The 26033-nt window shown below is 65.1% G+C and carries 23 protein-coding genes; 8 read left to right on the top strand and 15 right to left on the bottom strand.

Annotated features, from left to right (window positions below; genetic code table 11):
- Positions 1–81: 81 nt before the first annotated feature.
- From VGD20_RS12640 to radA, 4 genes are read right to left on the bottom strand one after another with little or no spacing between them, the layout of a single operon-like run.
- Positions 82–1980 carry a cation:proton antiporter gene (locus tag VGD20_RS12640; RefSeq protein WP_331134784.1) on the bottom strand — a complete coding sequence of 633 codons (1899 nt, stop codon included), beginning with the start codon at positions 1978–1980 and terminating at the stop codon, positions 82–84.
- Complete coding sequence (locus VGD20_RS12635; RefSeq protein WP_331134783.1) at positions 1977–2405, bottom strand: iron-sulfur cluster assembly scaffold protein; 429 nt, start codon at positions 2403–2405, stop codon at positions 1977–1979. The genes VGD20_RS12640 and VGD20_RS12635 overlap by 4 nt, the downstream gene beginning before the upstream one ends.
- Entirely contained in the window at positions 2402–2962 is a 561-nt protein-coding gene (locus VGD20_RS12630; protein WP_331134782.1) for a CvpA family protein, read from the bottom strand. The genes VGD20_RS12635 and VGD20_RS12630 overlap by 4 nt, the downstream gene beginning before the upstream one ends.
- 10 nt (positions 2963–2972) lie before the next feature.
- Entirely contained in the window at positions 2973–4334 is a 1362-nt protein-coding gene (gene radA / locus VGD20_RS12625; RefSeq protein ID WP_331134781.1) for a DNA repair protein RadA, read from the bottom strand.
- A gap of 211 nt (positions 4335–4545) precedes the next feature.
- Here radA and fsa point away from each other — a divergent pair, with 211 nt between their 5' ends.
- The 4 genes from fsa (at position 4546) to VGD20_RS12605 (ending at position 8612) form a co-directional block, all read left to right on the top strand.
- A complete protein-coding gene (fsa, locus tag VGD20_RS12620) occupies positions 4546–5196 on the top strand; it encodes a fructose-6-phosphate aldolase (protein WP_331134780.1) in 651 nt (216 codons plus the stop codon).
- 194 nt (positions 5197–5390) lie between these two features.
- Complete coding sequence (locus tag VGD20_RS12615) at positions 5391–6185, top strand: enoyl-CoA hydratase-related protein (RefSeq protein ID WP_331134779.1); 795 nt, start codon at positions 5391–5393, stop codon at positions 6183–6185.
- Between the two features lies 1 nt (position 6186).
- Positions 6187–7689: an acetyl-CoA acetyltransferase gene (locus VGD20_RS12610; RefSeq protein WP_331134778.1), complete on the top strand. Its 1503-nt coding sequence runs from the start codon at positions 6187–6189 to the stop codon at positions 7687–7689.
- Positions 7690–7730: 41 nt separating this feature from the next.
- Positions 7731–8612 (top strand): YwqG family protein, encoded by an 882-nt coding sequence (locus tag VGD20_RS12605; protein ID WP_331134777.1) that lies wholly within the window; start codon positions 7731–7733, stop codon positions 8610–8612.
- Here VGD20_RS12605 and VGD20_RS12600 read toward each other — a convergent pair.
- The gene (locus VGD20_RS12600) at positions 8609–10111 is read right to left on the bottom strand and encodes an aldehyde dehydrogenase family protein (protein ID WP_331134776.1); all 1503 of its coding nucleotides are present in this window, start codon (positions 10109–10111) and stop codon (positions 8609–8611) included. The two genes, VGD20_RS12605 and VGD20_RS12600, sit on opposite strands and share 4 nt — an antisense overlap.
- Positions 10112–10204: 93 nt before the next feature.
- On the opposite strand from VGD20_RS12600, the gene acs reads away from it, so the two are divergent.
- Complete coding sequence (gene acs / locus VGD20_RS12595; RefSeq protein WP_331134775.1) at positions 10205–12169, top strand: acetate--CoA ligase; 1965 nt, start codon at positions 10205–10207, stop codon at positions 12167–12169.
- A 165-nt stretch (positions 12170–12334) separates the two neighbouring features.
- On the opposite strand, the gene VGD20_RS12590 is transcribed toward acs, so the two are convergent.
- The 8 genes from VGD20_RS12590 to VGD20_RS12555 all read right to left on the bottom strand — a co-directional run bounded on the left by VGD20_RS12590 (position 12335) and on the right by VGD20_RS12555 (position 21418).
- Positions 12335–13066: a peptidase gene (locus VGD20_RS12590; protein WP_331134774.1), complete on the bottom strand. Its 732-nt coding sequence runs from the start codon at positions 13064–13066 to the stop codon at positions 12335–12337.
- A 46-nt stretch (positions 13067–13112) separates the two neighbouring features.
- The gene (locus VGD20_RS12585) at positions 13113–13916 is read right to left on the bottom strand and encodes a transglutaminase family protein (RefSeq protein ID WP_331134773.1); all 804 of its coding nucleotides are present in this window, start codon (positions 13914–13916) and stop codon (positions 13113–13115) included.
- Between the two features lie 2 nt (positions 13917–13918).
- Positions 13919–14863, bottom strand: a complete 945-nt coding sequence (locus VGD20_RS12580) for an alpha-E domain-containing protein (protein ID WP_331134772.1) — start codon at positions 14861–14863, stop codon at positions 13919–13921.
- Positions 14863–16260: a circularly permuted type 2 ATP-grasp protein gene (locus VGD20_RS12575; protein ID WP_331134785.1), complete on the bottom strand. Its 1398-nt coding sequence runs from the start codon at positions 16258–16260 to the stop codon at positions 14863–14865. The genes VGD20_RS12580 and VGD20_RS12575 overlap by 1 nt, the downstream gene beginning before the upstream one ends.
- Positions 16261–16677: 417 nt before the next feature.
- Complete coding sequence (secA, locus tag VGD20_RS12570; protein ID WP_331134771.1) at positions 16678–19413, bottom strand: preprotein translocase subunit SecA; 2736 nt, start codon at positions 19411–19413, stop codon at positions 16678–16680.
- Positions 19414–19519: 106 nt separating this feature from the next.
- Positions 19520–19765 (bottom strand): hypothetical protein, encoded by a 246-nt coding sequence (locus VGD20_RS12565; protein WP_331134770.1) that lies wholly within the window; start codon positions 19763–19765, stop codon positions 19520–19522.
- A 111-nt stretch (positions 19766–19876) separates the two neighbouring features.
- Positions 19877–20890, bottom strand: a complete 1014-nt coding sequence (locus tag VGD20_RS12560) for an energy transducer TonB (protein ID WP_331134769.1) — start codon at positions 20888–20890, stop codon at positions 19877–19879.
- A 12-nt stretch (positions 20891–20902) separates the two neighbouring features.
- A complete protein-coding gene (locus VGD20_RS12555; protein WP_331134768.1) occupies positions 20903–21418 on the bottom strand; it encodes a hypothetical protein in 516 nt (171 codons plus the stop codon).
- A gap of 109 nt (positions 21419–21527) precedes the next feature.
- Here VGD20_RS12555 and VGD20_RS12550 point away from each other — a divergent pair, with 109 nt between their 5' ends.
- Positions 21528–22331 (top strand): SDR family oxidoreductase, encoded by an 804-nt coding sequence (locus VGD20_RS12550; protein WP_331134767.1) that lies wholly within the window; start codon positions 21528–21530, stop codon positions 22329–22331.
- A 269-nt stretch (positions 22332–22600) separates the two neighbouring features.
- Here the strand turns inward: VGD20_RS12550 and ctrA are convergent, their stop codons facing one another.
- Entirely contained in the window at positions 22601–23308 is a 708-nt protein-coding gene (ctrA, locus tag VGD20_RS12545) for a response regulator transcription factor CtrA (RefSeq protein ID WP_167919339.1), read from the bottom strand.
- A gap of 186 nt (positions 23309–23494) precedes the next feature.
- Positions 23495–24442 (bottom strand): LysR family transcriptional regulator, encoded by a 948-nt coding sequence (locus VGD20_RS12540; RefSeq protein ID WP_331134766.1) that lies wholly within the window; start codon positions 24440–24442, stop codon positions 23495–23497.
- Positions 24443–24574: 132 nt separating this feature from the next.
- Between VGD20_RS12540 and VGD20_RS12535 the strand changes: the two genes are divergently transcribed.
- Together VGD20_RS12535 and VGD20_RS12530 are read left to right on the top strand one after the other, a co-directional pair.
- On the top strand, positions 24575–25282 hold the full coding sequence (locus VGD20_RS12535; RefSeq protein ID WP_331134765.1) for a pirin family protein: 708 nt from the start codon (positions 24575–24577) through the stop codon (positions 25280–25282).
- Between the two features lie 77 nt (positions 25283–25359).
- Positions 25360–25956, top strand: coding sequence for an FMN-dependent NADH-azoreductase (locus VGD20_RS12530; protein WP_331134764.1), 597 nt, complete (start codon positions 25360–25362; stop codon positions 25954–25956).
- Positions 25957–26033: the final 77 nt, after the last annotated feature.

Genomic DNA, 26033 nt, shown 5'->3' with positions numbered 1-26033 from the left:
GGCAATGTTGCAGCGGCAGCTCTCACCCCTAAACCGACACACTCGCTGCCCGGGGACTCGCCGCCAGTCGTCGCGGGCGCGTTAGCTTCCGCTTTCCAGCCCCATCGCCTCATTCTCTTCGCGCGCCGCCTTCGCCTCTTGGCGCTTGCGACGCAGCTTCTCAAGCACGCTGTCGGCCTCGCGTCCGCCGCCGGGTTTGAAGCGATGGTCCATGCCCGCCGAAATATCGCCCTCGTCGATCTGCGCCTGCAGCCGCGTCTCGTCGAGATGGCGGAGCGTCGCCTCGACATCGTCCATCTCGCTCGGGTCGACGTCGAGATGGCGCAGCGCGGCGAGGCCCATCGCGATCGAACTTTCGAACACCTCGCGAATGACGCCGTCGACCCCCGATCCGTCGATCGCGAGCAGCTGGCGGCGATCGAAGACGCGCATCAGGACTTTGGCATTCGGGAAGGCATCGACCACCGGTTTCAGCGCCGCGGCATCGACCGACGAATCGTCAATGCAGAAGATGATCAGCCGCGCTTCCTCGGCACCCGCGCGGCGGAGCAGGTCGACACGCAGCCCGTCGCCGAAATAGACCTTGGTATCGAAGCGGCTCGACAGCTCGATCTGGCTCGGCTTCTTGTCGATCAGCGTCACCGAACAGGCGACGCCGTGCAGCATCTGCGACACGATCTGGCCGAAGCGCCCATAACCGACAACGATCGCCGAACCGCGCGGCGCTTCCCCCGGATCGGCCAGATCGGCCTTGTCCACTTCGGGCGCGAATTCGAGGTTGCGCGCAAAGAGCATCAGGAAGGGCGTCGTCACCATCGACAGCGTCACGACCGCGCTGAACAGGCTCGCGGCCTCAGGCTGGATCAGCAGCGCGTCGGCCGCCTGTGCGAACAACAGGAAACCAAACTCGCCGCCCTGGCTGAGCAACAGCCCGAGCCCGAGCGCTACTGGCCACGGCTTGCCGAACAATTTCACGATCAGCGTGAGGACCACGACCTTCACTGCGACCAGCCCCAGCGCGAGCGCTAGCACCTCGAACGGCCGTGCCATCACCGCGCCGACGTCGAGCACCATGCCGACCGCGAGGAAAAAGAGACCGAGCAGGATGAGGCGGAAGGGTTCGACGTCGGATTCGATCTCGTGCCGATAGGGCGAATCGGCGAGCATCACGCCGGCGATGAAGGCGCCGAGCGCGGTCGAGAGGTGCAGGCTGTGCATCAGCGCCGCACTGGCAAGGATGGTCAGCAGCCCGACGACGACGAACAGCTCGCGCTCGCCATAGCGGCCGACGAGGCGTAGCAGCGGGTTGACGACGAAGCGGCCTGCGAGGACGAGCACGACGATCGCCCAGACCGTGAAAAAGGCCATCTGCCACCCCGGCGGCGCCGAAGGGTCTGCCGGCGCCCGCGACAGGACGGCGATGATCGTGATCATCGGCACGATCGCCAGATCCTGGAACAGCAGGATCGAAAAGGCTTTTTCGCCGAAGGGCGAATTGATCCGGCCCGAGCTTTTGAGCCCAGGCAGGACCTGCGCCGTCGACGACAGCGCCAGCGGCAGGCCGAGCGCGAGCGACGCCGCCGGGCTGAAACCCAGCGTCAGATGGATAAGGCCGGTCAGGACCAGCCCCGTCACGACGACCTGCGCCATGCCGAGGCCGAAGATCGCGCGCCGCATCTGCCACAACCGGCCAGGCGACAATTCGAGCCCGACGAGGAAAAGCAGGAAGGCGATGCCGAGTTCGGCAAAGGCGAGCTTCGATTCGCCGCCGCCGACAAGGCCGAGCCCGTGGGGTCCGACGAGCGCGCCGGCAATCAGGTAGCCGAGCACCGCCCCAAGGCCGAGGCGGCGGAAGATCAGCACGAACAGCGTCGCGACGCCGAGCAGGATCGCGCCCTCGACAAGCGCGGTGTCGGTCGCGGTTTCGCCTATTCTTTCCGCCGCTTCGGACGCCGCCGCCGTGAGGGCGAGCAAGGTCATGCCGCCGCCGCCCGCTCCTCGAGCGCGGCGATCGCGGCATCGAACGGCAACAGGATCGCGCCGTGCCGCGCCGGATAGTCGCGCGCCGCGGCGAGCAGGTCAAAACCTGGCCAGTCGGGCGCTTCGCCCGTGCCGGCGAACCAGTCGGCAATCGCGTCGCGCGCGGCACGAATGTCGGCAAGGCGGCGTCCCTGCGCATGGCGCGCGAGCAAGGTCGCCGCAGCCTGCCCCAGCGCGCAGGCCTCGACATGCATGCCGACACCCGTCACGCGCCCGGCCTCGTCTGCATCGATGTCGACAATGATCCGGCTTCCGCACAGCGGCGCGCGGGCATTCGCATGATAGCGCGCAGCGGGGTTGGGCAGATGCTCGGCGCTCGCCACCGCCAGCGCCAATATGTCGCGGTTATAGAGCGGCGCGCTCATGACTTTGGCGCTTCGGGCGCATCCTGCCTGTCGCCATTGGCTTCGGCCTCGCGCGCTTCGGCGCGGCGCTCCGCAATCACCTTGCTCAGCGCCCCGCTCGTCGCGCTCAGCGCGGGATAGGTGCGGCTGTCCGTTACCCATGCCGGGCGCTGCGCATTGCCGTAACCGATGTCGTAGAGCAGGGTGATCGCCATAAAGCCGATGGTTGCGATCATCAGGCCCTTCACCGCGCCAAACCCCGCGCCGAGACCGCGGTCGAAACCGCCCACCAGCGACGCGCGGCTGCGCTGTCCCATCGCGCGTCCGCCCCATTTGGTGAAGGCGAAGACGCCACCGAAGAGGATCACGAACGCCAGCATCGCCGCGCCGCCGCCATCGCCCATCCAGCCGCCGAGCAGGTCGGTTGCCAGCGGGTGGAAGAAGCGCACCGCCGCGATCGCAAGGACCCAGGCAAGGAGGCTCGTCACCTCCTGCACCAGCCCGCGCGAAAAACCGAGCACCGCGCTGCCGCCGACCAGCGTCAGCACGATGATATCCAGAGCCGTCAGACTTCCCATTTTGTGGTCGCTAGTCGCGCCCGAGCATCAGGTCAACGAGTTCGCCGAGACGGCCGAAACCGGTGACCGAAATCCCGCCGACCGGCTTCATGCCCTTCGGTCCCCAGCCGCGCGAGAATCCGAGCTTCGCCGCCTCGCGTAGCCGCAGCCCGTCGTGCGAAACCTGTCGCACCTCACCCGACAGCGACAATTCGCCGAAAACGATCGCGTCGGCGGGCACCGGCCGCTCGCTGAACGCCGAGATCAGCGCCGCGGCGACCGCAAGATCCGCGGCGGGATCGGTGAGGCGATAACCACCCGCGATGTTCAGATAGACTTCGGCGGCGCCCATCTGCAGCCCGCAACGTGCCTCGAGCACCGCAAGCACCATCGCGAGCCGCCCGCTGTCCCAGCCGACGACCGCGCGGCGGGGGGTCGCGCCGCTCGCGAGCCGCACGGTCAGCGCCTGCACCTCGACGAGCACCGGCCGCGTACCCTCGAGCGCGGGGAACACCACCGATCCCGGAACGTCGCGGCTGCGGTCGGTCAGGAACAGGCTCGAGGGGTTCGACACCTCGCCCAGCCCCTCCTCGCCCATCGCGAACACCCCGATCTCGTCGGTGCCGCCGAAGCGGTTCTTTACCGCGCGCAGGATACGATATTGGTGGCTGCGCTCGCCCTCGAACGCCAGCACCGTGTCGACCATATGTTCGAGCACGCGCGGTCCCGCGATCGTCCCGTCCTTCGTCACATGGCCGACGAGCACGATCGCCGCGTCGCTGTCCTTGGCATAGCGGATCAGTTCCTGCGCGCTCGCGCGGACCTGGCTCACCGTCCCCGGCGCGCTGTCGATCAGGTCGCTATGCATCGTCTGGATCGAATCGATCACGACGAAATCGGCATCGCGCCCGTCGAGCGTCGCGAGGATATCGCGCACCGAGGTCGCGCTCGCGAGCGCGACCGGCGCGTTGCCGAGCCCCAGCCGCTGCGCGCGCAGCCGCACCTGCGCCGCGGCTTCCTCGCCGCTGATATAGACGACCGACTTGCCCGCCTTCGCGAGCCGTCCGGCCGCCTGCAGCAACAAGGTCGACTTGCCGATCCCCGGATCGCCGCCGATCAGCGTGGCGGACCCCGCAACGAACCCGCCGCCGAGCGCGCGGTCGAATTCGGCGATTCCGCACAGCATGCGTTCGGGCATCCTGCTGTCGGCATCGAGCGTTTCGAGCGCGAGCGCGCGCCCCCCCCGGCTGAGGTCGTGCTTGGCCGAAAAGACCGTTTCACCGGCCTCTTCGACCAGCGTGTTCCATTCGCCGCAATCGGCGCATTGCCCCTGCCAGCGATAAGTGGCGGAGCCGCAATTCTGGCAGACATATTGACGCTTCGCTTTGGCCATGCGGCTCGCATAATCGGAACAAAGACGGAACGCCACCCCCTTTTCCAATTGCCGTCACCCCGGACTTGATCCGGGGTCCACGCGGCGCAGGGAATGGATGCCGGATCAAGTCCGGCATGACGAAGGAGGGAGCGGGCGGTTCATATTTTGCGCGCGTTGTTCTAGGGCGGACGCAATCCCGAATCACATTCCCACCAGAAAGCCCCGCGCCATGAAATTCTTCGCCGACACCGCCGAAATCGCCGACATCCAGGAACTCGCCGCGACCGGCCTGCTCGACGGCGTCACCACCAACCCGTCGCTGATCGCCAAGTCGGGCCGCGACTTCAAGGAAGTGACCCGCGAAATCTGTGCACTCACCACCGGCCCGGTGTCGGCCGAAGTCGTCGCGCTCGACCATGCGACGATGATGAAAGAGGCCGAAGTCCTCCGCAAGATCGCCGACAATGTCTGCATCAAGGTGCCGCTGACGATCGACGGCCTCAAGACCTGCAAGGCGCTGACCGGCGACGGCACGATGGTCAATGTCACGCTCTGCTTCTCGGCGGCGCAGGCTTTGCTCGCGGCGAAGGCCGGCGCGACCTTCGTTTCGCCCTTCGGCGGCCGCCACGACAACAATGGCTTCGACGGCATGCAGTTGATCGCCGACATCCGGCTGATCTACGACAATTATGCCTATGAGACCGAAATCCTCGTCGCGAGCGTACGCCACGGCATCCATGTGCTCGAAGCCGCCAAGATCGGCGCCGACGTGATGACCGCGCCGCCGTCGGTGATCAAGGGGCTGTTCAAGCATATCCTGACCGAAAAGGGCATCGAAGGCTTCCTCGCCGACTGGGCGAAGACCGGCCAGTCGATCTAACCTTGTTCCTCCCTGTGCCGAAGGCATGGGGAGGTGGCAGCGCGAAGCGCTGACGGAGGGGCCATGACGCGACGTCGCCGCCCCTCCACCATCCTTCGGATGGTCCCCCTCCCCATCGCTTCGCGGCAGAGAGGATTACAGTTGACGTAAACGTCAACCAACCGCGATACTCGCCCGGAAGGGAGAGATTCGCGATGACCGACACGACCATCCTCACCGAACGCCGCGGCCATATCCTGATCGTGACGATCAACCGGCCCGAGGCACGCAACGCGGTGAACGCCGCGGTGCATATCGGCGTCGGCATCGCGCTTGAGGAAGCTGAGAACGATCCCGAAATCCGCGCCGTCGTCATCACCGGCGCGGGCGACAAGAGCTTCTGCGCCGGCGCCGACCTCGTTGCGCTGTCGCGCGGCGAGAGCCTCGCGCCGTCCGATCCCGAACAACAGGCGTGGGGCTTTGCCGGCATGGTATCGCACCCGATCTCGAAACCGATCATCGCGGCGGTCAACGGCTTCGCCTTTGGCGGCGGCTGCGAGATCGCGCTGATGAGCGACATCATCGTCGCCGCCGACCATGCGCAATTCGGGCTGCCCGAGGTCAAGGTCGGGCTGTTCGCCGCAGCGGGCGGCGCCTTCCGCCTCGCGCAGCAATTGCCGCGCAAGCTGGCGATGGAATATATGCTGACGGGTGATCCGATCCCCGCCGCGCGTGCCGCCGAGTTCGGCCTCGTCAACCATGTCGTCCCGCTCGCCGATCTGCTCCCGACCGCGATCGCGATCGCGGAAAAAATCGCCGCCAACGCCCCGCTCTCGGTGCAGGCGTCAAAACGCGTCGCGCTCGGCATCGACGAGGGCCGCATCGCCGCCGACGCGCCCTATTGGGAGCATAATACCCGCGAACGCGGCGTGCTGATGCGCAGCGAGGACGCCCGCGAAGGCCCGCTCGCCTTCGCGCAGAAGCGCAAGCCCGAGTGGAAGGCGCGCTGACATGGCGATGACCGACCCCGAGCGCATTCCCGTCATCATCGGGGTCGGACAGGTCAACGACCGGCCCGATGATCCCGATCAGGGCCTCGACTCACTCGGTCTGATGGTCGCGGCGCTGAAGATCGCGGACACCGATGCGGGTGGCGGGCTCCTCGCCGACCTCGACAGCCTCGCGATCGTCGACCAGATCAGTTTCCACAGCCTCGGCAAGCTGCCCGAACCGCTCGCCGCCGCAATCGGAGCGACGCCGGCGATCAACTATCAGTCGGCGGCACCGCATGGCGACACACCCATACGCCTGCTCAACGAAGCCGCGAACCGCATCGGCGCGGGCGAAGTCAGGCTCGCTGCCATCGTCGGCGCCGAGGCGCTGCGCACCGCCGCGGGCCGCGCCGCCAAGGCCGCAAGCGGCGAGGACAAAAGCTATAATGCGATCCGCAAGGTCGCGACGCGCCGCGAGCCCAATTACGCCCAGAAGCACGGTCTCGCCGCGCCGGTCGACGTATACCCGCTCTATGAAAATGCGACGCGCGCCGCATGGGGCGAGAGCCTCGAGGATGCACAGTTCGAAAGCGCCGAAATCTGGTCGCGCTTTTCGGAGGTCGCCGCAGCGAACGACGGCGCGTGGATCCGCAAGCCTGCAACGCCCGAGGACATTCTGCGCGTCGATGAACGCAACCGCCCGATCGCCTTTCCCTATTCGAAGCTGATGGTCGCCAACTCGTCGGTCAACCAGGGCGCCGGCTTTATCGTCACAAGCCTCGCCGAAGCGCGCCGCCGCGGCATATCCGACGACCGGCTGATCTACGTCGGCATGGGCGCCGCCGCGAAAGAGCCTGCGAGCATCCTCCACCGCGACCGCTACGACGGCAGCGTTAGCATGGAAACATCGATCACCCGCACCCTCGAATTGAACGCGATGACTGTCGAGGATTTCGACTGCGTCGAACTCTACAGCTGCTTCCCCTGCGTGCCCAAGATGGCGCGGCGGATTCTCGGCTGGCCGTGGGACCGCCCCGCAACGGTGTTCGGCGGGCTCACCTTTGGCGGCGGGCCGATCGCCAATTATATGAGCCATGCGGTGGTCTCGATGACCCAAAAGCTGCGCAGCGAAGGGCGTTACGGCTTCCTCTTCGCGAATGGCGGCTTCGCAACCGACAATCATTGCATCGTGCTGGGCAAGCAGCCGATCGCGGCGGCGAGCTTCCCGCAGGATTTCGACTATCAGGCGGAGGCGGAGACAAAGCGCGGGCCGGTGCCCGACCTGATCGAGGACTATGCCGGGCCGGCGACGATCGAAAGCTATACCGTCTTCTATGGCCGCGATGGCGGGCCCAGGGCGGGTGTCGTCGTGGCCCGGACGCCCGAAGGCGACCGTACGCTCGCGCATGTCGATGTGAGCGATGCCGCAATGCTGGCCTTTTTGACCGACGGCAAGACAGAGCCGGTCGGCGCCCGAGGGCAGATCGTCGCGCTGGAGGAAGGCTACGGCTGGCGAGCCTGAATCGGCTCGCACCCGCGAAGATCGGCGGCTATCACCGAGCCATGAAAAACCCTCTCGTCCGGCTGGCCTTCGGCGCCGCCATCATGAGCCTTTTCGGATGCGCCCCGGCGACACCGGCCGAGCCGACAATGCTGGAATTGCTGCGCGATCCGGCGGTGGCCGAATTTGCCGCGTGGCAGAAGGGGCATAGCCTTCCGGCAATCGATCTCGAGCCGGCGGGCCCCGCTCCCGCAACCGTCGGCGGCACCCGCATCGGCGGCCCTGTTTGGCTGGCGGCGGGCGAAGCTTGGCCAGCCGATGGCGAGGGGCGGCCGATGTCCTTCCTGGCACAGGTCGATTTCGCCGAAATGCCACCTCTGCCGGATTATCCCGAAAGCGGCGTGTTGCAGTTCTTCATCGCGCGCGACAATCTTTACGGCGCGAACTTTGAAAAGCCCGAAGCGGGCAAGTTTCGCGTCATCTGGCGCGAAAAGATGGACGGTGCCGGCAAGCTGCATAGGGGAACGCCGCGCGGCGATCGCGGGATCGACGATTATTCGCCGCTGAATGACAGCACGGTCAGACAGGGTGTCGCCCTGAAGCCGAAACGCGTCGAGCAATTTCCCTCGACCGATTCCTGGCTGGCCGAAAGGGATCTTAAAAAGCTGTTCGAGAGCGACAAGATCAACGGCATCCATGACTTTGCGGACAAGCAGTATGAACTGACCCCGCAGCGCCATCATGTCGGCGGCCATCCCGGATTCACGCAATCGGACTGGCGCGCAACGCCGGCCTATCAGGACGTCGACCGGGTATTGATCAACCTGTGGAGCGACGATCACCTGATGTGGGGCGATATGGGGCAGGGCCAGTTCATGATCCGGCGCGAAGACCTGCTGAAGCGCGACTTCAGCAAAATCTTCTACCAATGGGATTGCTATTAAATCTCGAAACTCACGCCCTGCGCGAGCGGCAGCGCATCCGAGTAGTTCACCGTGTTCGTCGCGCGCCGCATATAGGCTTTCCAGCTGTCCGAGCCCGATTCACGCCCACCGCCGGTTTCCTTCTCGCCGCCGAACGCGCCGCCGATCTCGGCACCCGAAGTGCCAAGATTGACGTTTGCGATGCCGCAGTCGCTCGCGAGCAGGAAGCGTTCGGCTTCGCGCATGTCGGTGGTGAAGATCGCTGACGACAGACCGGCGGCGACATCGTTGTGCAACTCGATCACCGCATCGAGGTCGTGGTAGCGCATTACATAAAGGATCGGCGCGAACGTCTCCTCGAGCACCGGCCCCACCTGCCCCGGCATCTCGACAAGCGCGGGCTTCGCATAGAAGCTCGCGCCGTCGCCGACGCGCTCGCCGCCATGCACGACGCCACCGGCCGCGGCCGCGGCGCTCAGGGCTCCCTGCATCATCTCGTACGCCGCGCGGTCGATCAGCGGCCCGACGAGGACCTCGCTCTCCAGCGGATTGCCGACGCCGACGCTGGTATACGCCGCCTTCAATTTCGCGACGAAGCCATCGTAGATACTGTCGTGCAGGAACAGCCGCCGCGTCGTCGTGCAGCGTTGCCCCGCCGTTCCCATCGCGCCGAAGGCAACACCGCGCAGCGCGAGATCGAGATCGGCCGACGGCGCGACGATCACGCCATTGTTGCCGCCGAGTTCGAGGATCGCGCGCGCGAACCGCCCGGCGAGCCGCGGCGCGACCGCGCGCCCCATCCGCGTCGACCCCGTCGCCGACACCAGCGCGACGCGCCGGTCGTCGACCAGCGCCTCGCCCGCCTCGCGTCCGCCGACAAGAAGCTGCGCCAATCCCTCGGGTGCATCGCCGAACCGCGCCATCGCGCGCGCAAAAACCGCCTGCACCGCGAGCGCGGTCAGCGGCGTCTTTTCGGACGGTTTCCATATGACGCTGTTGCCGCAGACGAGCGCTAGGGCGGCGTTCCATGCCCATACCGCGACCGGAAAGTTGAATGCCGAAATCACGCCGACGACACCCAGCGGATGCCAGACCTCCATCATCCGGTGTCCCGGTCGCTCGGTCGCGATGGTCAGGCCGTATAATTGCCGGGAAAGCCCGACCGCGAAGTCGCAGACATCGATCATCTCCTGCACTTCGCCCGCACCCTCGGACGGGATCTTGCCTGCCTCGATCGTCACCAGCTTCGCCAGATCGTCCTTCGCCGCGCGTAATTCCTCGCCCCACAGACGGACCAGCTCGCCGCGGCGCGGTGCGGGCACGTGACGCCAGGCACGAAAGGCGGCGCTTGCCTTGCCCACCATATCGTCGATCGCCACTGCGTCGGCGACCTGCACCTGCCCCAGCTGTTCGCCGGTCAGCGGCGTTACCGACGGCATCGAACCGTCGGTCCATAGCGCGCGGTCGACCCCCAGCCTGTCGAGAAGCGCGCCGGTCTCCTGGCCCAGTTGAACCATCATCTGTCCCTTCATAAACGCCTTCGCGCCTTGCAGTTTGTGGCTCGCGGGTTATCGCAGCGGGCGAACAATGCAAACCCGAATGGGAGAGTCGCCGTGTCAGAGTTGCCGCCGTCCGAACCTTTTGTTCCCGTCCCCGCCGACGCCGCCGCGAACACCCATTGCACCGCCGCCGATTACGACCGTCTCTATGCCGCGAGCATCGACGATCCCGACGGTTTCTGGGCCGAACAGGCGAAGCGGCTCGACTGGGTGACTCCGCCGACGAAGATTGCCAACTGGTCCTACGATCCCGTCGAAATCAAATGGTATGAGGACGGCGTCCTCAACCTCTGCCACAACGCGATCGACCGCCATGTCGCCGCCGGCCAAGGCGAGCGTACCGCGATCATCTTCGAGCCCGATGCCCCCGACGGCGAGACCCGTACGATCAGCTATGCCGCGCTGCTCGCCGACGTCATCCGCTTTGCGAACACGCTGAAGAAGCTCGGCGTCCGCAAGGGCGACCGCGTCACCATCTATATGCCGATGATCCCCGAGGGCGCGGTCGCGATGCTCGCCTGCGCGCGTATCGGCGCGGTGCATAGCGTCGTTTTCGGCGGTTTCTCGCCCGAGGCGATCCACGGCCGGATCGAGGATTGCGCGAGCGACTGGGTGATCTGCGCCGATGAAGGCCTGCGCGGCGGCAAGGTGGTTCCGCTCAAAGCCAATGTCGACAAGGCGCTCGAGCGTGTCGATGTGAAGGCGGTGCTCGTCATCGCACACACCGGCGGCGATGTGGCGATGAAGGAAGGACGCGACCATTGGTACGACGCGCTGTCGGCCGATGTGGACGACACATGCCCTTGCGAGCCGATGGGCGCCGAGGACCCGCTGTTCATCCTTTATACCTCGGGTTCGACCGGCAAGCCCAAGGGCGTGCTGCACACCGTCGGCGGCTACAGCGTCTGGACGGCAAGCACCTTCTGGTACGGCTTCGACTACCGTCCCGGCGAAATCTTCTGGTGCAGCGCCGATATCGGCTGGGTCACGGGACACAGCTACGTCGTCTATGGCCCGCTGCAAAATGGCGCGACGACGTTGATGTTCGAAGGCGTGCCCAATTATCCCGACCACGACCGTTTCTGGCAGGTCGTCGACAAGCACAAGGTCAACATCCTCTACACCGCCCCCACCGCGATCCGCGCGCTGATGCGCGAGGGCGACGATTATGTGACGCGCCATGACCTGTCGTCGATCCGCCTGCTCGGCAGCGTCGGCGAGCCGATCAATCCCGAGGCGTGGCGCTGGTATCACCAACTCGTCGGCAAGGGTCGCGTCCCCGTGATCGACACCTGGTGGCAGACCGAAACCGGCGGGATCATGATCACCACCCTGCCCGGTGCGCATGCGATGCAGCCCGGCAGCGCGGGGCGTCCGTTCTTCGGCATCCGGCCGCAACTGGTCGATGCCGAGGGCGGCGTGCTCGTCGATGAACAGACCGGCGGCGCGGCCGAAGGCAACCTCTGCATCACGCACAGCTGGCCGGGGCAGGCGCGGACGATCTACGGCGATCACCAGCGTTTTGCCGAGACCTATTTCTCGACCTACAAGGGCAAATATTTCACCGGCGACGGCTGCCGCCGCGACGCCGACGGTTACTGGCGCATCACCGGCCGCGTCGATGATGTGATCAACGTATCGGGGCACCGGATGGGCACCGCCGAGGTCGAAAGCGCGCTCGTCCTCCACGACCTCGTCGCCGAAGCCGCAGTCGTCGGTTTCCCGCACGACATCAAGGGTCAGGGCATCTACGCCTATGTCACATTAAACGCCGGGGTCGAGCCGACCGCCGAGGTCGAGGCGGCATTGAAGCAGCAGGTGCGCACCGAGATCGGCCCGATCGCGACCCCCGACCATATCCATCTGACTCCCGGCCTGCCCAAGACGCGCTCGGGCAAGATCATGCGCCGCATCCTGCGCAAGATCGCCGAGAATGATTTCGGATCGCTGGGCGACACCTCGACGCTCGCCGACCCCAGCCTTGTCGACGGGCTGATCGAAGGGCGCAAGAACAGATAGGCCGTATCATTCTTTGGTATGGTTGAACCGGCGACCGCGGGGCACCATATACAAGGCACCCCCAAGTTCCGGCCGCTCCTCCCCCCTCCCTGACGGCCGGAGCAACAAGGCCCGGAAGGTCGCGTACCTTCCGGGCCCTCCCTTTCCCCGAGCCTTGCGGCGATCTCAGAAATGAAAGTCGGGCAGTTCGGCGAGCGCGATCCCCAACGCCTCGGCCCAGCCGTCGGCGACGCTTTCGAAATAGGGGTCGTTGCGTTCGAAGCGGCGCTCGCGCACCCCCACGAAATCATCGCGTTCATGGACCTTGAGGTCGATCGGCAGGTCGACCCCGGCATTGGCGCGGATCGTCGAATCGAACGAGACGCAGAGCAGCTTCACCGCATCCTCGAACGACATCGCGGGGTCGTAGGAGCGCACGATGATCGGCCGCCCATATTTCGTCTCACCGATCTGGAAGAAGGGATTATCCTCTCCGGCCTCGATGAAATTGCCTTCGGGATAGATCAGGAACAGCCGCGGTTCGGCGCCCTTGATCTGTCCGCCGACGATCAGCGACGCGCGAAACAGCGACTCCGCCGCGGGCCCCTCGTCATTGTGACGCATCACGATATTGCGCAGCGTCTCGCCGATGATCGTCGCGACCGCGAACATCGACGGCGCAGCGAGGATCGACGGATGCCGCTCCTCGGGCGCCTTGGTGCGCTCGTCGAGCAGGCTGACGACGGCCTGCGTCGTCGCAAGGTTGCCCGCCGACATCAGCGTAATCACGCGCTCGCCCGGCACATGCCAGCTGCGCATCTTGCGGACCTGCGAAATGTCGTCGACGCCGGCGTTGGTACGGGTGTCCGACATGAACACCAGCCCCTTGTTCAAACGCATGCCAACGCAATAAGTCATCGAATCCCGTTTCCCCGCCCGGAAAGTCCTGATCGTCCCCGCCCGCTTATTGCTGGACCTGCAATTGGACAACCAGATTTTCTTGCGCTGCACCATAGCGCATCCCGCGAACCGGGGCGGCGTCGCGATAATCGAGGCCGGTCGCGACACGAATGTAGCGCTGGTCGGGTGAGTGGCCATTGCTCACATCGAAACCGATCCAGCCGATATGCTCGAAATACGCCTCGGCCCAGCCGTGGGTTGCATCCTGATGCGTCCGGTCGTTCATCATCAGATAGCCCGAAACATAGCGTGCCGGGTGCCCGAGGTGGCGCATCGCGGCGATGAAGATATGCGCATGATCCTGGCAAACGCCACCCTCGCCGGCGAGTGCCTGCTCGGCGGTCGTCTCGGCATCGGTGACCCCGATCCGGTAAGGCAGCTTCGCCAAAATCAGCGCCGACAACGCGTGCGCGCGCTCGATGTCGTTCGCGAAATCGCGGCCCAGCTCGGCGGTCAGCGAACGCACCCCGCGCCCCGCACGCGTCAGCGGCGTCGGCCGCAGAAAGGTCCAGAGCGGCATCGCGCCGCGGTGCGGCCCGATCACCCCGTCCCACGTCACCAGCTCGACCTCGCCGGTGCAGCGGATGGTCAGCTCGTGCGTGCCGCTGTTCAACGAGACGAGGTCGACGCCATTCCCGTGATGGTCGGTATAGTGGAGCTGCTGCGCCCCACCCTCGATCCCGACCGACCAGTTGTGGATCAGCTGCTGTCCCGGGCGTTCCTTCGGCGTCAGCTTGAGCTGCTGGAGCGCGTAGGCCACATGGCCGTCGAAATTATAATGGGTGCTATGTTCGACACGAAGGCGCATGGTCACTCCACGAACCGGTAGTCGCGCTCGATCTGCCGCGCGAGCGCGGCATTGGCGCGGAGGAAGTCGGTGATGAATTCGTGCAACCCGCCGTCGAAGATCGACTGGATCGGGCGCGACAGCCGATCGCGGCAGATCGCCGTCCCCATCTGCACCGCTTCGGTCTCCTCATTGTAGCTGCGCTGAAGCAGGCCGAGATTGTCGTTCATCTGGTCGCAGCAGAAGGCGAGGCTGCGCGGCATCTGTTTATAGAGGATCAGGAATTCGGCGATCTTGAGCGCGCTGATCTCGGCGCCGTACAGCCAGTGATAGGCGCGGTGCGCCGACACCGAGCGCAGGATCGTCTCCCACTGCACATTGTCGATCGAGCTGCCGATATGCGCGACCGACGGCAGCAGCAGATAATATTTGACGTCGAGGATGCGCGCCGTGTTGTCGGCGCGTTCGAGGAAGGTGCCAAGGCGCGCGAAATTATAGCCGTCGTTGCGCAACATCGTGCCCGAGAATGCGCCCACCACCTGCGCGCTTTGCTGGCGAATCGCCGCAAGCACATCGGGCAGATCATCCTCGCGCACCTGCCGCTTGAGCAGCGCGCCGAGCGTCATCCAGCTCGTGTTGACCGCCTCCCACACCTCGCGCGTCAGGTAAGTGCGCGCGGTGCGGGCATTGTCGCGTGCGCGCTTGACGACCGACAATATGCTCGACGGATTGGCGGGGTCGCGGAGCAGGAAATCGACGACGCGCTGCGAGGTATAGTCCTCGCCATGCGCCTGCCGGAAGGCCGAATCCTGCCCCGCGGTGACGAGCACCGATCGCCATTCGGAGCGCGCCGTGCTCGACCGCGTCAGCGCGATACGAAAGCCGGCGTCGATCAGCCGCGCGTTATTCTCGCTCCGTTCGAGGTAGCGCGCCATCCAGTAGAGCGATCCTGCGGTTTTCCCGAGCATCAGTCCTCCAGTACCCAGGTATCTTTGGTGCCGCCCCCCTGGCTCGAATTCACCACCAGCGACCCCTTGCTCATCGCGACGCGCGTCAGCCCGCCCGGCGTGATCCGGATCCCCTGCGGCGACATCAGTACGAAGGGACGCAGGTCGACGTGGCGCGGCGTCAGTCCCGCCTTCGTGAAGATCGGCACGGTCGAGAGCGACAGCGTCGGCTGCGCGATATAATTGCGCGGGTTCGCCTCGAGCTTCGCGCGAAACGCCGCGATCTCCTTCTTGCTCGCCGCCGGGCCGACGAGCATGCCGTAGCCGCCCGATCCGTGGACTTCCTTCACCACCAGTTCGGGCAGCCGGTCGAGCACTTCGCGCAGATGCTCGGGCTCCGAGCAGCGCCAGGTCGGCACATTGGGAAGCAGTGCCTTCTCGCCCGTATAGAATTCGATGATATCGGGCATATAGCTGTAGAGCGCCTTGTCGTCGGCGATCCCGGTCCCCGGTGCGTTCGCGATCGTAATCCCGCCGGCGCGATAGACATCCCAGATTCCCGGCACCCCCAGCATCGAGTCGGGCCGGAAATTGAGCGGGTCGAGGAAATCATCGTCGACGCGGCGATAGAGGACGTCGATCGGCGTATAGCCCTGCGTCGTGCGCATCGCCACGCGCCCGTCGACGACGCGGAGGTCATGGCCCTCGACCAGCTCGGCGCCCATCTGATCGGCAAGGAAGCTGTGTTCGAAATAGGCGCTGTTGTGGATGCCGGGGGTCAGCACCGCGACAGTGGGTGTACCGCCACACGCAGGCGGCGCGCAGGCGGCAAGCGATTTCAACAGGTTGAGCGGATAGTCGCTGACCTCGCGCACCGAAATCTTCGCGAACAGCTCGGGAAACATCTGGAGCATCGTCTCGCGATTTTCGAGCATGTAGGAGACCCCCGACGGGGTTCGCGCATTATCCTCGAGCACATAATATTCGTCGGCGCCGGTGCGAACGATGTCGATGCCGCTGATGTGCGTATAGACGCCGCCCGGCGGGTCCATCCCCATCATCATCGGCAGGAACGCTTCGTTGCGCGAGATCAGGTCGACCGGTACGCGGCCGGCGCGCAGGATTTCCTGCCGGTGATAAATGTCATGGAGAAAGGCGTTGAGCGCGCGAACCCGTTGCTCGATCCCGCGCGACAGCCGCCGCCACTCGCTCGCCGAAATGATCCGCGGGACAACGTCGAAGGGGATCAGCCGCTCGTCGGCCTCGTCCTCGCCATAGACGTTGAAGGTGATGCCGGTGGTACGGAAAAAGCCCTCGGCCTGCTGTGCCTTGCGCTGGATGCGCGCCGCATCTTCGCGCCCGAACCAGTCCGAATAGTCGCGATAGGGCGAACGGACATCGCCGCCCTGCCCCGTCATCTCGTCGAAAAAGGAAATGCCCAGCCCTTTCCACGCAACATGCCACCGGTCCGGCCGCGCCCGATGGTTCGGCGTGCGCGGCGCCCTCATTCCTGCCTGCTGCGTGCTTGTCTGGCTACGCGGCCGCCAAGCTTGTGAAGGCGATGCTAATCGCGCCCGCACCGCTTGGCAAGCGGACTCATGAGCGATGGTATTGCAGTATCTTCAAGGACTTCGCTGCTTCTGTCTTCGTCACCCCGGACTTGATCCGGCAGCCATCTCCACGGCGCGGCATGGCCCCCGGATCAGGTCGGGATATATCCCATTGGAGCAAGTATGCGTTCCCCCGCGAAGGCGGGGGAACACCCCCTTCCTTGTCGGAAGGCGATACTCGCCGATCAAGTCCGGGGTGACGAAAGGAGGGCGAGACGGTCGGCGTCAGATCGCCCCGTGGCAATGCTTGTACTTGCGGCCCGAACCGCAGGGGCACGGCGCATTGCGACTGATGTCGAGCGCCGCATAGGGGTTCTCGCCCTCGGGCAGGTCGGGACGCGGGATCTGCATCGGGGGCAGCGTGTTCGCGATCACGCCCAGTTCGCCGCCGTCGATGTCGGCGCTGTTGTCCTCGCCGGTAAACGGATCGATATGCGTCGTCAGAAAGTCCGGCAGGTCGGGCAGCGGCATCGCCTCGGGTTCTTCGAAGCGCAGGTCGATGCGCGCGACCGTGCGCGTCACATCTTCGCGGATGTTCGACAGCATGCGCTCGAACAGCGCAAAGGCCTCCTGCTTATACTCGTTGATCGGCTGCTTCTGCGCATAGGCGCGCAGGAAAACGACCTGACGCAGCGCGTCGAGGGTCGAGAGATGCTCTTTCCAGTGATGGTCGAGCGTCTGGAGCAGGATCGACTTTTCGATGCCCTTCCACGTTTCCTGATCGACGAGCGCCGCCTTTTCGGCCGCGACCGCATCGGCCTGCGCCTGGATGCGTTCCTCGAACATTTCGGGCTCGACCGCATCTTCCTGCATCCACGCATCGATCGGCGGCGAAAGGTCGAGGATATTCTCGATCCGTTCCTTCATCTGGTCGAGATTCCACTGCTCGGGATAGCTTCCCGGCGGGCACGCGTCGGCGACGATCGCGTTTACCGTCTCGGCGCGCATCGCGAGCATGACGTCGTCGACGGTCTCGCTGTCGATGATCTCGCCGCGCTGCTCGTAGATGACCTTGCGCTGGTCGTTCATGACGTTGTCATACTCGACGACCTGCTTGCGGATGTCATAGTTGCGCGCCTCGACCTTCTTCTGCGCGGTCTCGATCGCCTTCGACAGCCATTTCGAGCCGATCGCCTCGCCGTCCTCGAGGTTCTTGTTCATCATCTTCGAAAACAGCGTGTCGGGGCCGAAGATGCGCAGCAGGTCGTCGTCGAGGCAGAGGTAGAATTTCGACAGGCCGGGGTCGCCCTGACGGCCCGAACGGCCGCGCAGCTGGTTGTCGATGCGGCGGCTTTCGTGGCGCTCGGTCGCGAGCACGAACAGCCCGCCCGCGGCCTTCACCGCTTCGCGCTCGGCGGCGACTTCGGCCTGGATGCGCGCGATACCAGCGTCGCGCTCGGGGCCTTCGGGCAGGTCCTTCAACTCGTCGTCGATGCGGAATTCCTCGTTACCGCCGAGTTTGATGTCGGTGCCGCGGCCCGCCATGTTCGTCGCGATCGTCACAGCGCCGGTGCGCCCCGCCTGCGCAACGATATGCGCTTCGCTTTCGTGGAAACGCGCGTTCAAAACGCTGTGAGGCACGCCTTCCTTTTCGAGGTACGACGAGAGCAATTCGGACTTTTCGATCGACACGGTGCCGACGAGCACCGGCTGGCCGCGCTCGTTCGCTTCGCGGATCGTCTTGGCGATCGCGCCGAACTTGTCGGTGATATTCTTGTAGAACTCATCCTCGTCGTCGATGCGCGCGATCGGACGGTTGGTCGGGATGTTGACGACATTCATCTTGTAGATGTCGAAGAATTCGGCGGCCTCGGTCGCCGCGGTGCCGGTCATGCCCGACAGTTTCGGATACATGCGGAAATAATTCTGGAAGGTAATCGATGCGAGCGTCTGGTTCTCGGGCTCGATCTGCACGCCTTCCTTCGCCTCAACCGCCTGATGCAGGCCGTCGGACCAGCGGCGCCCGTCCATCATGCGGCCGGTGAATTCGTCGATGATCACGACCTTGCCGTCCTTGACGATATAGTCGGTATCGATCCGGAACATCTGGATCGCCTTCAGCGCCTGGTTGACGTGATGGACGACCTGCGTGTTTTCGATGTCGTAGAGATTATTGCCCTGAAGCAGGCCGGCCGCCTCGAGCAGGCGCTCGACATGCTCGGTACCGTCTTCAGTCAGGCTGATCGACTTGGACTTTTCGTCCTTCTCATAATCCTCTTCGGCGAGGCCCAGCACGACCTCGTTGACGCGGATATAAAGCTCCGACTTGTCGTCGGTCGGGCCCGAGATGATCAGCGGCGTGCGCGCTTCGTCGATCAGGATCGAATCGACCTCGTCGACGATGCCGAAATTGAATTCGCGGTGGACCATCTGCTGACGGTCGAATTTCATATTGTCGCGGAGATAGTCGAAGCCGAGTTCGTTGTTCGTCGCGTAGGTAATGTCGCTGTTATAGGCATCACGGCGCTGCATCTCGTTGAGGTTCGGGACGATGATCCCGGTGGTCAAGCCGAGGAAGCCGTAAACGGTGCCCATCCACTCGGCGTCGCGGCGGGCGAGATAATCGTTGACCGTGACGACATGGACACCCTTGCCCTCGAGCGCGTTGAGATAACAGGGCAACGTCGCCATCAGCGTCTTGCCTTCGCCCGTCGCCATTTCGGCGATCTCGCCGCGGTGGAGAACGATGCCGCCGACCATCTGCACGTCGAAATGGCGCATGCCGAGCGTGCGGACCGCCGCCTCCCGCACCGTGGCAAAGGCTTCGGGCAGGATATCGTCGAGCGACTCGCCTGCTTCGAGGCGGCCCCGGAATTTCTGCGTCTGCGCCTGCAACCCCGCATCGTCGAGCGCCTGCATCGCAGGTTCGAAGGCGTTGATCTTGTCGACGATCTTGCGGATCGAGGCGACATAACGGTCGTTGGACGAGCCGAACAGGCTCTTGGCGAGGCCAGCAAACATGGAATTTCCTTGGAATGAGAATGAAAAGGCGGCGCCGTCGCCGCGTGAATATGAAAATGCCCCGATGACGGGGCGGCGTCCTGGAAACGGACGCTAAAGCACTGCTCTATTCGAGCGCGCGGTCGCTGCCGGTGAGCAGGCCCGGAAGGTGCGGCGGCGGCGCCTTGCGCGGCTTGCCGCTGCCGCTCGACGTGCGGCGCGTCGGCGCGGTGGTGGCCGGACGGCGCTCGGCCTCGTTGGCTTCGGTCTTGCCTGCGGTTTCGGCGAGCAGGACCAGCGCCCCCATCGCCGCCGGAACGGCAGGCGCGGCAACGGCCCGGTCGGCGGTCGCCAGGCCGGTCAGCAATGCCAAAAGGGTCAGCAATAACCGCAAGAATCGCCCCTCTATACGTCCGGAACGACAAATATTGCGCCCCGTTCCCTGAACATAGGGTGAAAGCGGCGCGGCGTCTAGGTCCGGCAGCTATTTTGACGGCGCAGCGGCGGGAGCATCCTCGATCAGCAATTCGCTGCGCATTGTCACGCGTCGCGCGCCCGGCTTGCCGTCTGCGTCGACGAACGGAATGAACTGGCGCGGCCCCTGAAACATCTCGCACGGCGATCCGTCTTCGGGCGGCGGTGCCATCGTGCCCGTGCTTTCGAAGCGGCAGCCGCTGACCGTCCCGTCGGCGCCAACGACCAGCGTCATGACCATGCTTCCGGGGTCGCTCATCGGAAATTTACGGACCGAGGGCGGTACGATCGCACCGTCGCCCGCCGCCTCGGCCGGCGGCAAAAGCCAGGTGAATTTCACCGGCGCCATGCCCTTTGCCGGCTTGCCCGCGCCATCGAGCGCGGGTTCGAATTTCCCCTTGTCGCGCATCAGGGCGCAGGATGCCGTGTCGAGCGAAGTGGAAAGGCTGCTTTCGGTCACGCTGCATCCGGTAACGCGCCCGGCGACATCGACGTCGACCGCCATCCGGACAATACCCTCTTCGCGTGCGTCGCGCGCCGCGGCGGGATAATGATCCGCAGGCAGGATGCCGTTCATCGCCATGTCGGGCCGGGGAGGCCGCGGCCAGCCCTCGCCGCCCTCGTCGATCGCGAAGCCCGGCGTGCCCAGCGCAAACATGCCGCCGCCTTCCGGGATTTGCCAGCGAATGCGGTTGCTGTAGGTGCCGCCGGTCGGTTTGCCCTTCGCATCGCGCCCGGGCTTGAAGCGCGCCCGCTCCATGACCAGCCGGCAGGTCGTCGCGTCGAGGTCGCCGTGCCCGCTCGACGAGATGATGTCGCACGCGCTCGGCAAACCATCGGCGCCGATGGTCAGCTGAAAACCCGTCGTCCCTTCGCGCTCTTCGCGCATCGCGCGTGCCGGATAATCATCATTCGTCGCCCAGCTGCCCGGGAAGGTCGCTGGCTCCATCGGTTCCGCACTCTCCGGAGCCGCGCCCGCATCCGCCTGCGCCGCGAGCACCATCATCATCGACAACAGCATCATTCCCCTCCCCCTTCATCGCAATTCCGGATTCAACCCTTTCACTTCGATCAGGAAGCTCTTCGGCTTCTTGAACAGCTTGCTCTTGCGGTTGACTTTCAGTCCGGCCACCTCGGCCATTTCCATGACGAAATGGACGCAGTTGAACTTGTTCAGGCTGTAACTCGGCTGCTTGCGGTCGCGCCATTCTGCGACCTTGGCCATCAGTCGCGCATAGGTCGCATCATCGACCGTCACGTCGAACTGGCGGTCGCTCTTCGCGACATAGTCGGGCTTCGATGTCTGCACCTCGCCCTTCACCGCGCCGAACAGGATCGCCGGGCTGACCGACGTCGCGGTGAAGCCGTAATTGACGTCGATCGGCTCCCCCGTCGCATCGACCCGGCCTTTGAGCACGATGAAGGCGTGCGGAAAACGATCGCCGAAATCATGGCTATAGAAGCTGACAACCACCTCGGCGCGCGCCGGAGCGGCGAGGCCCGCGCAAAACAGCAGCAGCGACAGCAGGATCAGGCGGAGGCCGCGGGTCATCGGCATCTCTTAGCGAGGCGCGCTTCGCCTTGCCAAGCCGCGATTGCCGCTTGACGGAAACGTCAACTTCGCATCTTGTCGCATTGACATCAATGTAAGGAGGGGCCCTATGGCACGGAAGGCGATTTTCATCACCGGCGGCGGATCGGGTATCGGCCGGGCGGTTGCGCGCCACTTTGCCGGTCAGGGCTGGTTCGTCGGCATCGCCGACGTCAACAGCGCCGGGATCGACGAAACCGCCGCGCTGCTTCCTGCGGGCGCGTCGTCGCGCCACGTGATGGACGTGCGCGACCGCGACCAGTGGAAAGGCGCGCTCGACGCCTTTGCTGCGGCGGGCGGCGGCCGGCTCGACGTGTTGTTCAACAACGCCGGCATCGGGTCGGGCGGCCAGTTCATGGACATGGACCCGCAAGAGGCCGACCGGCTGATCGCGATCAATTTCGGCGGCGTCGTCAACGGCATCTACGCTGCGCTGCCGCTGCTCCGTGCTACGCCCGGATCGACAATCCTCAATACGGGGTCGGCGTCGGGCTTTTACGGCGTCGCCGGTCTCTCGGTCTATTCGGCGACCAAGTTCGCGGTGCGCGGGCTTACCGAAGCGCTCGAAATCGAATTCGCCAAGCACGGCATCAAGGTGCGCTCGCTGATGCCGGGTTTCATCGATACCCCGCTGCTCGACCAGGTGAGCGCCGACAGCAACGAACCCGCGCGCAATCGCCTGTCCGACAGCGGGTTCGAGATCGTCCCCGTCGAACGTGTCGCCGAAGCGGCGTGGGAAGCGGTGCACGGAACAAGCGTCCACACCACCGTTGGCAAGATGGCGAAACGCCTGTCGCGCCTCGCACGCTGGTTCCCCGGGCTGATCGTCCGCCAGTCGAAGAAGATCGACGGGTTGGGCGCGGCGGGGCACTGACGCGAAGACCATCGTCGGCATTGGGGTGGTGAGCTGTCCCTTGTGCACCCCGGCGAAAGCCGGGGTCCATGGCGTCAGAAGGCTGACATTGCGCGATTACGCTCTGGGCCCCGGCTTTCGCCGGGGTGCACATCCCTATCGGCAGCTTCCGGTCGAAACCTGCCGTTCACAGCCTCGTGCGCCCTGCCGGCGGCGGCGCACAAAAGAAAGCCGGCGCGGATCGCTCCGCGCCGGGTTCCCTCGGTTAACTTGTGGCGTATTGCGCAGCGTCAGGCGACGCGGCGCACTTCATTGCCTTCGTCGTCGATGTCGCGCAGCACATAACCGCGGCCCCAGACCGTCTCGATGTAATTTTCGCCGTTGCATGCCAGCGCCAGTTTCTTGCGCAGCTTGCAGATGAAGACGTCGATGATCTTCAGTTCGGGCTCGTCCATCCCGCCATACAGGTGGTTCAGGAACATTTCCTTGGTCAGCGTCGTACCCTTGCGCAGGCTCAGCAGCTCGAGCATCTGATATTCCTTGCCGGTCAGATGCACGCGCGTCGTGTCGACCTCGACCGTCTTGGTGTCGAGATTGACCGCCAGCTTGCCCGTCTTGATGACGCTCTGGCTGTGGCCCTTCGAGCGGCGGACGACCGCATGAATGCGGGCGACCAGTTCGTCGCGGTGGAACGGCTTGGTGACATAATCGTCGGCACCAAAGCCGAACGAGCGCACCTTCGAATCCATTTCGGAAATGCCCGACAGGATCAGCACCGGCGTCTGCACCTTGGCGGTGCGGAGTTTTTTCAGCACGTCATAGCCGTGCATGTCGGGCAGGTTCAGGTCGAGCAGGATGATGTCGTAATCATAGAGCTTGCCCAGATCCAGGCCTTCCTCACCGAGATCGGTGGTGTAGACGTTGAAGCCTTCGGTCGTGAGCATCGTGTCGATCGCTTTCGCGGTCGTCGGCTCGTCCTCGATCAGCAGTACGCGCATTGGGCACCCCTTGACTGTTTCCCACGATAATCCCGCGAACCGATCCGCGTGACTATCAAGGATGTCACCGATCAACCCCCGTTGCAGGACTGCCGGAACATTAACCACGAAACTAATGAAGGGAAAAGGTTAATTTTGATTTAACCCGCAGAAGTCCACGAGTCGCGCCCTATTTGCAACACTGGCTCAGCCGGCCTTCACACCATGGTGAAGCGCCACATACCGGTCGTGCGCGCCGGTGCACGACATCTTGAGCGTGTCGACCAGATGATCCGAAAGCGCACGCACGCGCGCCGGACGAAGCCGCGACGGCGGCGACAGCAGGTGCAGGTGCGACTGCGGCAGCGACCAGTCGGTCAGGATCGGGACGACCGCCCCCGACGTGAGCTCGTCGGCGGCGATGAAGTCGGGCAGCACGGCGATTCCGACCCCCGCGACGATCAGCGGCACCGCGATATCGCCATTGTTCGCGAACAGGGGGCCGGTGGGCAGCACGGTCGCCTCCTCGCCCTTGCGATGGAAATGCAACGGCATTGCACGCTGGCGATGGCCGTAACCGATCAGGCGGTGCCCCGACAGTTCGAGCGGGTGCTTCGGTGTGCCATGCTTTTCCAGATAGGCGGGGCTTGCGAGCACCGACGCCGCCACCGGCGCGATCGTGCGCGCGAGCAGGCTTGAATCGGCGAGCGGCGCAATGCGCAGCGTCAGGTCGATCCCCTCGGCGACGGGATCGTGGCGCGCATCGCTCAGCAGCACCTCGATCTCGACCGCGGGATGCCGGTCGAGGAAAACCGCGAGCGGCGGACCGAGCACCTTGATTCCGAAGCTCATCGGCGCCGCTAGGCGGATCGGGCCCGCGAGGTCGACGCGGTCGCCGCGCGCGGCTTCGGTCGCCGCGGTCGCCGCCGCGACCATCGCGCGCGCTTCGTCGAGCAGACCCGCGCCCGCGGTCGACACCGCGACGACGCGCGAGCTGCGGTGGAGCAGGGTAATGCCCAGCGACGCCTCGAGCCGCGTCACCGCCTTCGACACGCTCGCCTTCGACAGCCCGAGCGAAGCCGCCGCCGCGGTAAAGCTGCCGCCGTCGGCAACGGCGACGAAACAGGCCCAGCCTTCATAGTCGGGAAGCGCCACAAATACCTCCTGATTGGAAACGATGGTTTTCCATCTACGCTATTTTCGAAACGATCCAAATGCCTATTTTGTCCTCAACAGATGAACGCCCCGGGCATCGAAGCTTCAGGGCGGCAAGCAAAGGAAAAGGCCATGATCGACATTCGCAAATTCGACACTTTGGGCCACGCCAACCACGGCTGGCTCGACGCCCGCCATCACTTCTCGTTCGCCAACTATCACGATCCGAAGCGGATGGGCTGGGGCGCGCTGCGCGTATGGAACGACGATGCCATCGCGGCACAGTCGGGTTTCCCCCCGCATCCGCACCGCGACATGGAAATCATCACCTATGTCCGCACCGGCGCGATCAGCCACCGCGACAGCATGGGCAACAGCGGCCGCACCGCGGCGGGCGACGTCCAGGTGATGAGCGCCGGTACCGGTGTAACGCACAGCGAGTTCAACCTCGAGGATGAGGAAACGACGCTGTTCCAGATCTGGATCATGCCCGACCGCGACGGCGGCAACCCCGGCTGGGGCGCGCGCCAGTTCCCGCAGGCCGACCGTTCGGGGCGGTTCGTGACGCTGGCAAGCGGCATCGAAGGCGACGTTGAAGGGTTTGGGGCGCTGCCGATCCGCGCCAACGCCCGTGTGGCCGCGGCGACGGTGAACGCCGGGACAAGCGTCTCCTACGACCTCGAAGCCGGGCGCCACGCCTATCTGGTCGCTGCCAAGGGCCGCATCCGCGTCAATGGCGAGGAGGCCGATCCCCGCGACGGCATCGCGCTCCGCGATGTCGGCACGATCGAGGTCGAGGCCCTCGACGATGCCGAACTGGTCCTCGTCGACAGCCTCTGACCAAGCCCCCCGGGCCGCCGCCTGTCCCCCCTCCCTGCGGCGGCGGCCCACCCCCATCTTCCCGAAAGGAAATTTCCATGAGCAACATTCTTCGCATCGATGCCAGCGCCCGCAATTCGGGCTCGACCACCCGCCTCCTCGCCGACCAGCTCGAGAGCCGCCTCGTCGAGCAAAGCTACGGCGCCTCGGTGACCCGCCGCGACCTCAACGCAACGCCGCCCGCCTATCTCACCGAAAACTGGGTCGGCGCCAATTTCACTGACGAGGCCGAGCGTAGCGACGAACAGAAAGCGTTGCTCGCCGGATCGGAAGAGCTGATCGGCGAGATCGAGGCTGCCGACACGATCATCATTACCGCGCCGATCTATAATTTCGCGATCCCCGCCTCGCTGAAGGCGTGGATCGACCAGGTGACGCGCGCGCGCCGTACCTTCCGCTATGGCGAAGCCGGTGCCGAAGGGCTGCTGAAGGGTAAGCGCGCCTATATCGTTTTCGCCTCGGGCGGCGTTCCGCTCGGCAGCGAGGTCGATTTCGCCAGCGGCTATTTGAAGCATATCCTCGCCTTCATCGGCATCACCGACGTCACCATCGTCGCCGCCGACGGTCATCAGATGGACGGCGGCGCGATCGCCCGTGCCACCACCGTGATCGACGGGCTGAAACAGGCCGCATAACCCCCTCGGGCCGCCGCCCTCCGCCCCCCTCCCCGGGCGGCGGCCCACCCCGACCGGATTCAAACCACGAAAGGACA

It is taken from the genome of Sphingopyxis sp. (assembly GCF_036402335.1).
Taxonomy (GTDB): Bacteria; Pseudomonadota; Alphaproteobacteria; order Sphingomonadales; family Sphingomonadaceae; genus Sphingopyxis.
The sequence above is the reverse complement of the archived record's forward strand: the minus strand, read 5'-3'. Positions and strand labels throughout refer to the sequence as shown.